This is a genomic window from Acidimicrobiales bacterium, assembly GCA_035533095.1.
In the GTDB taxonomy this organism is placed as follows: Bacteria; Actinomycetota; Acidimicrobiia; order Acidimicrobiales; family Palsa-688; genus DATLUM01.
On sequence record DATLUM010000021.1, the window covers coordinates 1 to 7,991 of the forward strand.

The 7,991-nt window shown below is 65.5% G+C and carries 7 protein-coding genes and 1 other RNA gene; 7 read left to right on the top strand and 1 reads right to left on the bottom strand.

The window, feature by feature from the left end; translation table 11 throughout:
- The 6 genes from rnpB to VNF71_02605 all read left to right on the top strand — a co-directional run.
- Nucleotides 1–257, top strand: an RNA gene (rnpB, locus tag VNF71_02580) — RNase P RNA component class A; the annotation flags it as partial.
- 1,249 nt (nt 258–1,506) lie between these two features.
- Nucleotides 1,507–2,490 carry an NAD(P)-dependent alcohol dehydrogenase gene (locus tag VNF71_02585; GenBank protein ID HVA73437.1) on the top strand — a complete coding sequence of 328 codons (984 nt, stop codon included), beginning with the start codon at nt 1,507–1,509 and terminating at the stop codon, nt 2,488–2,490.
- Between the two features lie 94 nt (nt 2,491–2,584).
- Nucleotides 2,585–3,700 carry a hypothetical protein gene (locus VNF71_02590; protein HVA73438.1) on the top strand — a complete coding sequence of 372 codons (1,116 nt, stop codon included), beginning with the start codon at nt 2,585–2,587 and terminating at the stop codon, nt 3,698–3,700.
- Entirely contained in the window at nt 3,697–4,002 is a 306-nt protein-coding gene (locus tag VNF71_02595) for a MoaD/ThiS family protein (GenBank protein HVA73439.1), read from the top strand. The genes VNF71_02590 and VNF71_02595 overlap by 4 nt, the downstream gene beginning before the upstream one ends.
- Nucleotides 3,992–4,429, top strand: a complete 438-nt coding sequence (locus tag VNF71_02600; GenBank protein HVA73440.1) for a DUF1801 domain-containing protein — start codon at nt 3,992–3,994, stop codon at nt 4,427–4,429. The genes VNF71_02595 and VNF71_02600 overlap by 11 nt, the downstream gene beginning before the upstream one ends.
- Nucleotides 4,426–4,911, top strand: coding sequence for a hypothetical protein (locus tag VNF71_02605; GenBank protein HVA73441.1), 486 nt, complete (start codon nt 4,426–4,428; stop codon nt 4,909–4,911). Before VNF71_02600 ends, VNF71_02605 begins: the two co-directional genes overlap by 4 nt.
- On the opposite strand, the gene VNF71_02610 is transcribed toward VNF71_02605, so the two are convergent.
- Nucleotides 4,898–5,311: a hypothetical protein gene (locus VNF71_02610; protein HVA73442.1), complete on the bottom strand. Its 414-nt coding sequence runs from the start codon at nt 5,309–5,311 to the stop codon at nt 4,898–4,900. The two genes, VNF71_02605 and VNF71_02610, sit on opposite strands and share 14 nt — an antisense overlap.
- A 55-nt stretch (nt 5,312–5,366) precedes the next feature.
- On the opposite strand from VNF71_02610, the gene VNF71_02615 reads away from it, so the two are divergent.
- A complete protein-coding gene (locus VNF71_02615) occupies nt 5,367–7,421 on the top strand; it encodes a S9 family peptidase (protein ID HVA73443.1) in 2,055 nt (684 codons plus the stop codon).
- Nucleotides 7,422–7,991: the final 570 nt, after the last annotated feature.

Below are 7,991 nucleotides of genomic sequence, written 5' to 3' on the forward strand. Positions count from 1 at the left end.
TACCGCCCGGCTGCAACGATCTCCGGAGAGCTGCAGTCGGGTAAGGGTGAAAAGGTGGGGTAAGAGCCCACCGGCGGCCGGGTGACCGGCCGGCCAGGTAAACCCCGCCCGGAGCAAGACCAAATAGGAGGGCGATCACGGTGGCTCGCCGAGCCCTCGGGTATCGGTCGCTAGAGAGGCCGGGAGACCGGCGTCCCAGACAGATGGTCACCGTCCCGAAAGGGATACAGAACCCGGCTTACAGTCCGCCCTCGGCCCACCAGCCCCTCGCGAGAGGGCATTTCTGAATACGAATCGCACAGCGACTGCGGGTGCTCTCTCGCCAGAACCGCTATCGAGGTGTGACACGGCTGCGACACGGTTCGACGCGACTGCGTCGTGACACGGCGATTTGATCTCAAGGACTACAGTCCGCCTTCAGCCTCGGACTACGCTGCATACGCATGACCTGGCCACAAGAGGCCGATTGCCTCTGCCTTGCCTCAGGCCTTAGAGACAAAATCCCAATTGGATGGTCGTGAGGCAGAAGTCGCGGAAGGCGTCGGCCCTCGCTGCGCTTGGTTTCGCTCTATTCATTCAGGGGTGCGGAGGAACCTCGCCGACAGCGGCTGCTTCCCCCTCGCCCAGCGCAGTCCTATCTCCAACGCAATCTCCGAGTGGCTTGGCAACTCCGTCCGAGTCGCCATCGCCGTCTGCGAACGGCTGGAAAACGTACTCGTCCGCAGACTATGGCTACTCCCTTCAGTACCCTCCGACCTGGTTTGATCTTGGAAGCTTTGGCGTTGGAGACGAGCACTACTTCTCAACAGACAAGGCTGCGGGCGCGCCGACCTACATGCGCCCAGATGCCATCTTCGTTGGCGTAAGTGCGAATTGCCAATACTGGCTGGGACCAAACACCAAGCTGATAAGCCAAGCCAGCATCGAGGTGGACGGAGTCCCGGCCATCCGGTATGTGGCAGACCTATTCTCGCCGGATGGAAACTTCGTCACTGCCATCACGACAATCAAGCCAGGCGCGTACTGCTATCGGATCTACGTGCTCGCGTTCACTCTGCTGGTTGTTCAGGCGAACCTGGCTGACTTCGACAGGATGTTGTCGACCGTTCGGTTCTCGACTCGCACAGCGCCTGCAGTCAGCCCGATTGCTACGACTCCGCCCTCCTGAAGCCTATCTCGGTTCGGAAGCGTGCGATGTGACGGTGGCCGCCGTCGCGCTGGCCCGGTGTGTTCTGGCTCTTGTCGCAAGACTTCAAGAAGCGGTACGGCCCGATCATTGCCTTGACGAGACCATCCAGGCGGCAACCTGGGACCCGCTGTCTGGCCTACAGCCACACGGACCTCCTGGCGTCAGTTCGTCGTCTTCCTCGCGTCGACGGACGGGGTATCGACGACTTACCGGCTTAGCTAGGCTTTCGACGCCATCCGGTACGTCCAAACGGGACACGCTCAAGGGAAGGAAGTCACCAGGGTGCAAGCTGCGGGCATGAGAATGGCGGGAGACCGATGAGAGCAGTCGTCTACGACACCTACGGGCCGCCGGATGTGCTGCGAGTCGAAGATGTCCAGCGGCCCGTCCCCAAGGACGACGACGTGCTGATCAGGGTCCACGCGACGACGGTCAACCGGCTGGACGCCCACACCCGCGAAGCCAATCGCAACAGCGGCCCGTGGGTCATGTTCCTCAGCCGACTCGTCTCCGGCCTCCGACGGCCGAGGCAGCGGATCCTCGGCAGCGAATTTGCCGGAGTGGTCGAAGCAGCCGGACCGGCAGTCCGTGAGTTCACGGTCGGCGACCACGTCTTCGGCAACAGCGGACTCAGGTTCGGTGCCCACGCGGAGTTCATGTGCATGCGCGAGAGCGCGCGGATCACGCTCATGCCGGCCGGCATGGCGTTCACGGAGGCCGCGCCGGCCACCGACGGAGCGCTCAATGCACTGACGTGTCTGAAACAGGCAGATCTCCGCCAGGGACGCCGGATCCTCATCTACGGCGCATCCGGAGCCATCGGCACTGCGGGAGTGCAGCTGGCACGGCACTTCGGTGCCGGCGTCACCGCGGTCTGCACCACGACGAACCTTGCGCTCGTGAGATCGCTGGGCGCGGACTCGGTGATCGACTACACCCAAGAGGACTTCACCAGGAGCGGCAAGACCTACCACGTCATCTTCGACGCGGTCGGCAAGCATTCGTTCAGGCGGTGCCGCGGCTCTCTTGAGCCGGGCGGCATCTACCTCCCAACCGATGGGTTCGCGAATCTCGCCTGGGCGCTGTGGACGTCACGGATCGGAGACAAGAAAGTGATCTTCCAGATACCACCTCGACAGACCAAGCAGGATGTCGAGTTCCTCGAACGGCTCATTGAGGCGGGGGAGTACCGGCCGGTCATCGACCGGACTTATGGGTTGGACGACGTGGTCGAGGCGACAAGGTACGTCGAGACCGGGCAGAAGACCGGCAATGTCGTTCTCACGGTCGGCAGCCCTTGACGCGCCGGCATCTCGCCGGGTGTTCCAGGGCTCGGTTTAGAATCCCGGTTCTGGGTTCCACGACAATGACGCGATCCGAGGAGGGGTGACGCGAATGAGCAAGGTACGGGTACTCGTCGGCACACGGAAGGGGGCGTTCATCCTGAGCTCGGACGCGAGCCGCAAGCGATGGGACGTCGCGGGCCCTCACTTTGCCGGCTGGGAGATCTTTCACATCAACGGCTCGCCGGCCGACCCCGACCGGCTGTACGCCTCGCAATCGAGCGCCTGGTTCGGACAGGTGATGCACCGGTCGAACGACGCGGGAGAGACGTGGGAGACCGTAGGCAACCAGTTCCAGTACGAGGGCACGCCCGGGACCCATACCTGGTACGACGGCTCGCCGCACCCGTGGGAGTTCAAGCGCGTGTGGCACCTCGAACCCTCGCTCACCGATCCCGACACCGTCTATGCGGGAGTCGAGGACGCCGCCCTCTTCAAGACCACCGACGCCGGCCAGACGTGGAACGAGCTTCCAGGCCTGCGCACGCAGAAGACGGGGCCCTCTTGGGCGCCGGGCGCCGGCGGGCTGTGCCTGCACACGCTCGTCATCGATCCCACCGACCCCAACCGGATTTACGCCGCCATATCGTCGGCCGGCGTCTTCCGCACGGACGACGAGGGCAAATCGTGGAAGCCGGTCAACCACGGCTTGCGCTCCAATCACATCCCCGATCAGGATGCGGAGGTGGGTCACTGCGTCCATCGCATCGCGATGCATCCGTCGCGACCCAACGTGCTGTTCATGCAGAAGCATTGGGACGTGATGAGAACGGACGACCGGGCGGAGTCGTGGCGGGAGATCAGCGGGAACCTGCCGTCCGACTTCGGCTTCGCGATCGACGTGAACGCGAACGAGCCGGACACCGTCTATGTCATCCCGATCACCAGCGACTCGCTTCACTACGTCCCAGAAGGCAAGCTGCGCGTGTACCGCAGCCGAACCGGCGGCGACGAGTGGGAGGCGCTGACGAAAGGGCTTCCCCAGAAAGACTGCTATGTCAACGTGCTGCGCGACGCGCTGGCGACCGACCAGCTTGATCCGTGCGGCATCTACTTCGGCACCAGCGGCGGCCAGGTGTACGGGTCGGCCGACGACGGCAATTCGTGGGAGGCGATCGTGCGCGACCTGCCCGCGGTGCTGTCGGTCCAGGTCCAGACGATTCCGTGATCAGGGTCGCCCTGCCGGCCAACCTCCAGGCCCTGGCAGGCTCCGGCCGCATGGTGGAGCTGGAGGTGGGGGGCACTGTGACGCAGCGCTCGGTCCTCGACGCGCTCGAAGCCCGCTACCCGGCCCTGCGCGGCACGATCAGGGACGCGGTGACCAAAAAGCGCCGGCCTCTGCTGAGGTTCTTCGCGTGCGAGGAGGACCTGTCCGACATCGCGCTCGACGCACCGCTCCCGGACGAGGTCGCATCGGGGGCCGAGCCGCTCCTGATCCTCGGCGCTATCGCGGGCGGCCTTGGCGGCTAGGAGAGGCAAGACGAAGGCCACGGCGCCCCGTTCCGTCGCCGATCACCTGAAAGAGGTGCCGCCGGGTGTGCGGCCCACGCTGCAGGCTGCGCGAAGGGCGGTAAAGGCGATCGCCGCCGGGGCGATCGAGGTCGCCTACCAGGGTGCGGCTCCCCGCTCCGCGACGTTCATGTGGAAGATCGCCCGCTACGCCGTCGACGGCGCGAACGTGGTCGGGATCGGCACGTATCCTGGCCACTCGAACCTCTTCTTCTATCGCGGCAGAGAGCTCGACGATGGGAGCGGGCTGCTCGAGGGCGGCGGCAAGGAGATGCGCTCCATCACGCTGCGAACGCCCGCCGACGCGGCGCGGCCGCAGGTCCAGCGGATGTTGAAGAAGGCGTTCGAGCTGGGCGGAGCTCGACCGGGCCAGTCCGGCGCGAGATGACCGACTCGTCCGGCGGAAGGCCGTCGATATTCGAGTTTGCCGGGGGCAGTGGCGCCTTCCTGGCGCTGGCCGCCGCCCATCACCGGCGCTGCCTGGACGACCCGGAACTGAACCATCCCTTCTCGCAGGGCACGAACCCCGATCACATCCAGAGGCTCGCCGACTACTGGGCTGAGGTGTTCGGAGGCCCGCCACGATACTCAGAGTCCTATGGCGGCCAGCCGGCGATGCTCGCGATTCATGCCGGCAAGGGCGCCGGCCAGGACCTGGGTCAGCGCTTCGTGACGTGCTTCGTGATGGCGGCCGATGACGCGAAGCTGCCGGACGACCGAGCTCTACGGGCCAGCCTGCGCGCCTACATGGAGTGGGCGGTCGACCAGGTCCTCGCGTATTCGCCGGCCGGGTCCGAGGTGCCGGCCGGCGAGGCCGTCCCGCACTGGTCCTGGGACGGCCTCGAGAAGCCGGGGCCTAAGAGACGTTGACGACGACCGTGAAGTCGCGGTTCGGGCAGCCCTCCTTCGTCATCGCCTCGCAGGTCGTGGAGCCGCGGGCGATGAGCTGTGCCTGGCCCCCGGCCCTGGCGCTGAACTCCGCGGTGTAGGCGACCTGGCCGATGCGCGGCCGCTCGGCGGGGTCCCGCGTGACCTTGCCGGCGGCCAGCACCGATGGGGCCGAGCTGCTGACGTCCCACACGAGCGACGACCCCGGCACCGGGAAGCTCTCGACCAGCTTGACCTGGACGGTGTCGCCGATTCGCGCCTGAACGGTCTTGCCGGCGTCGGCCTCACGGAGGACCAGGGTTTGGGGGGCGGCCGGGGCTGCGGACCCGCAGCCTAGAAGACATGCCGCCGCCATGCCGATCAAGCACGTTCTGAGGGCCATGGATTACATGACGGGCGATCCCGGCCAGGGGTAACGACCTGCCACGATTTGAGGGATGAGCACCCCCGCCCGGATCCCGGGCGCCCCCGCCGCCACCCGTCGCCCGCATGCCCTGGAGGCCCACGACGACCGCCGGGTCGACCCCTATTACTGGCTGCGCGACAGGCAGGACCCGGAGGTGCGTGCTTACCTGGAGGCGGAGAACGCCTACTGCGACGCGGTGATGGCTCCGACGGCCGCCCTGCAGGAGGCGCTTTATCAAGAGATCGTGGGCCGCGTGCAGGAGACGGACAGCTCGGCTCCGACGTTTTTCAAGGGCTGGTGGACGTACACGCGCACGGTCGAGGGCCTCGATTACGAGATCTACTGTCGCCGGCGCGGCTCGATGGATGCGCCCGAGGAGGTGCTGCTCGACGCCAACGAGCTCGCCCGAGGGCACGACTACTTCGACCTGGGCTACGTCGAGCGCAGCCCCGATGAGAATCTCGTCGCCTACGCCGCGGACATCGACGGGTCCGAGCTGCACGTGCTGCGGTTTCGCGACCTCACGCGTGGCGAAGACCTCGAGGACATGATCAGCGGGGTCTACTACGGATCCGCCTGGTCGGCAGACGGTCGGACGTTCTTCTACGTCAAGCCCGACTCCGCCATGCGGCCTTACCAGGTCTGGCGGCACAGGATCGGCGCTGCGCCTGAACATGACGCGCTCGTGGTGCAGGAGGACGACGAGCGGTTCGAGGTGAGCGTCGAGCTCACCAAGAGCGAGCGTTACATCCTGTTCAGCAGCGCGAGCCAGGAGACCAGCGAGTGGAGCTTTGTTTCCGCGGGCGATCCAGAGGCTGCGCCCGTGGTCATCGAGCCGCGTCGCGCCGGTGTCGAATATTCAGTCGACCAGCAGGAGGACCGGTTCCTGATCCTCACCAACGACGGGGCCCGCAACTTCCGCCTGATGGGGGCGCCGATCTCCTCGCCCGGCCGCTCGTCATGGGCCGAGGTCGTAGCCGAGCGCCCGGGCGTACGGCTCAACTTCACCGACGTGCACCGAGATCATGTCGTGCTCGGCCAGAGGTCGAATGGCCTGCAGCGCCTCGAGGTCCTCGACTGCCGCAACGGCGACATGCACGTCGTCGAGCAGCCCGACGCCACGTACACGGCGTTCCCTGGCTCGAGCCCGAGCTACGACGGGCCAGTCATGCGTTACTTCTACACGTCGCTGACCGCGCCCTTTTCCGCCGTCGATTACGACATGCGCACGCGCGTCCGGACGGTCGTCAAGCAGCAGCCGGTGCGGGGCGGCTACGACGTCGCCGATTACGTGACCGAGCGACTGTGGGCGACGGCGCCTGACGGCGTGCGCGTGCCGTTGTCGCTGGTCTATCGCAAAGGGCTGCAGCGCGACGGTTCCAACCCCGCGCTGCTGTACGGGTACGGCGCGTACGAAATTTCGATCGACCCGATGTTCGACCCCGCGCGGTTGAGCCTGCTCGACCGCGGGTTCGTGTTCGCCATCGCGCACGTTCGGGGCGGGGGAGAGATGGGTCGTGAGTGGTACGAGGACGGCAAGTACCTCCACAAGCGCAACTCCTTCACCGACTTCATCGCGTGCGCGGAGCACATGGTCCAGCAGCGATACACGAACCCGCAGCGCCTGGCCATCCGTGGACGCAGCGCCGGCGGCTTGCTGATGGGAGCCGTAATGAACTTGCGGCCGGACCTGTTCGCGTGCGCCGTGGCGCAGGTTCCCTTCGTCGACGCGCTGACCACCATGCTCGACGAGAAGCTGCCGCTGACGGTCAGCGAGTACGAAGAGTGGGGCAACCCGGCCGACCCGGACTACTACCGGTACATGAAGAGCTACTCCCCATACGACAACGTTCACCCGGCAGACTACCCGGCGATCCTGGTCACGGCAGGATGGACGGATCCGCGGGTCTCGTACTGGGAGCCCGCGAAATGGGCGGCCAGGCTGCGCACGCTGAGCGCCGGCGAGCGGCCGCTGATCCTGAAAACGCAGATGACCGGCCATGCCGGGCCGTCCGGCCGCTACGAGTCCTGGCGGGAAGAGGCCTTCGTGATGGCCTTCGTGCTCAGCCAGCTCGAGGCGGCTTGACTTCGCTTCCCTCCGGGTCTAGGCTTGCCCGGTTTTCACGCTTGTCCGGGTGTGTCCGGCCAGTTTCCTGACCGCACATCTGAACCTGGTCCGGTAACCCGAAACCTGGAATCGAGAAACCAGCAGTCGAGGACCGTGCGGTAGTTGGGCACCGCTACGGTCCTTTTTCTTTCCACCCAATTCACTAATCAGGCAATGCGCCGGAGCGGCCAAAAGGCTTGGGCGGCTCAAGCGAAGTGGGTGAAGACGACCGGTAAGAGGTCCTGCGCCAAAATAGTTTGCACCCAAACTGATGTTCGCCACTATCACCATCCGCCCCCACATCTAGGGTCTTTCCCCGCTCCAATCTCAACATCATGCGTTCGCTGGCATCGTGTGCCCGAAGGCACTCACTACATGTTGTGGTAAGGGTATTGACAGGCTGAGAGCCCCTGGTTACTGTTTGCGGCGAATCGCGGTGATCAGTGGGGAGAAGTGGTGAATCCAGCAAACGTCTCAGCAAACGTCGTCCCCTACGTCCAGGTAAGGCACGCCATACACCTCCTCTACGCCACTTCTCCCCGCAGCCGC

Coding starts and splice junctions, on each gene's coding strand:
- VNF71_02605 (HVA73441.1), top strand. CDS start 4,426: ATGACCGACTCGTCCGGCGGAAGGCCGTCGATATTCGAGTTTGCCGGG.
- VNF71_02610 (HVA73442.1), bottom strand. CDS start 5,311: ATGGCCCTCAGAACGTGCTTGATCGGCATGGCGGCGGCATGTCTTCTA.
- VNF71_02615 (HVA73443.1), top strand. CDS start 5,367: ATGAGCACCCCCGCCCGGATCCCGGGCGCCCCCGCCGCCACCCGTCGC.
- VNF71_02585 (HVA73437.1), top strand. CDS start 1,507: ATGAGAGCAGTCGTCTACGACACCTACGGGCCGCCGGATGTGCTGCGA.
- VNF71_02590 (HVA73438.1), top strand. CDS start 2,585: ATGAGCAAGGTACGGGTACTCGTCGGCACACGGAAGGGGGCGTTCATC.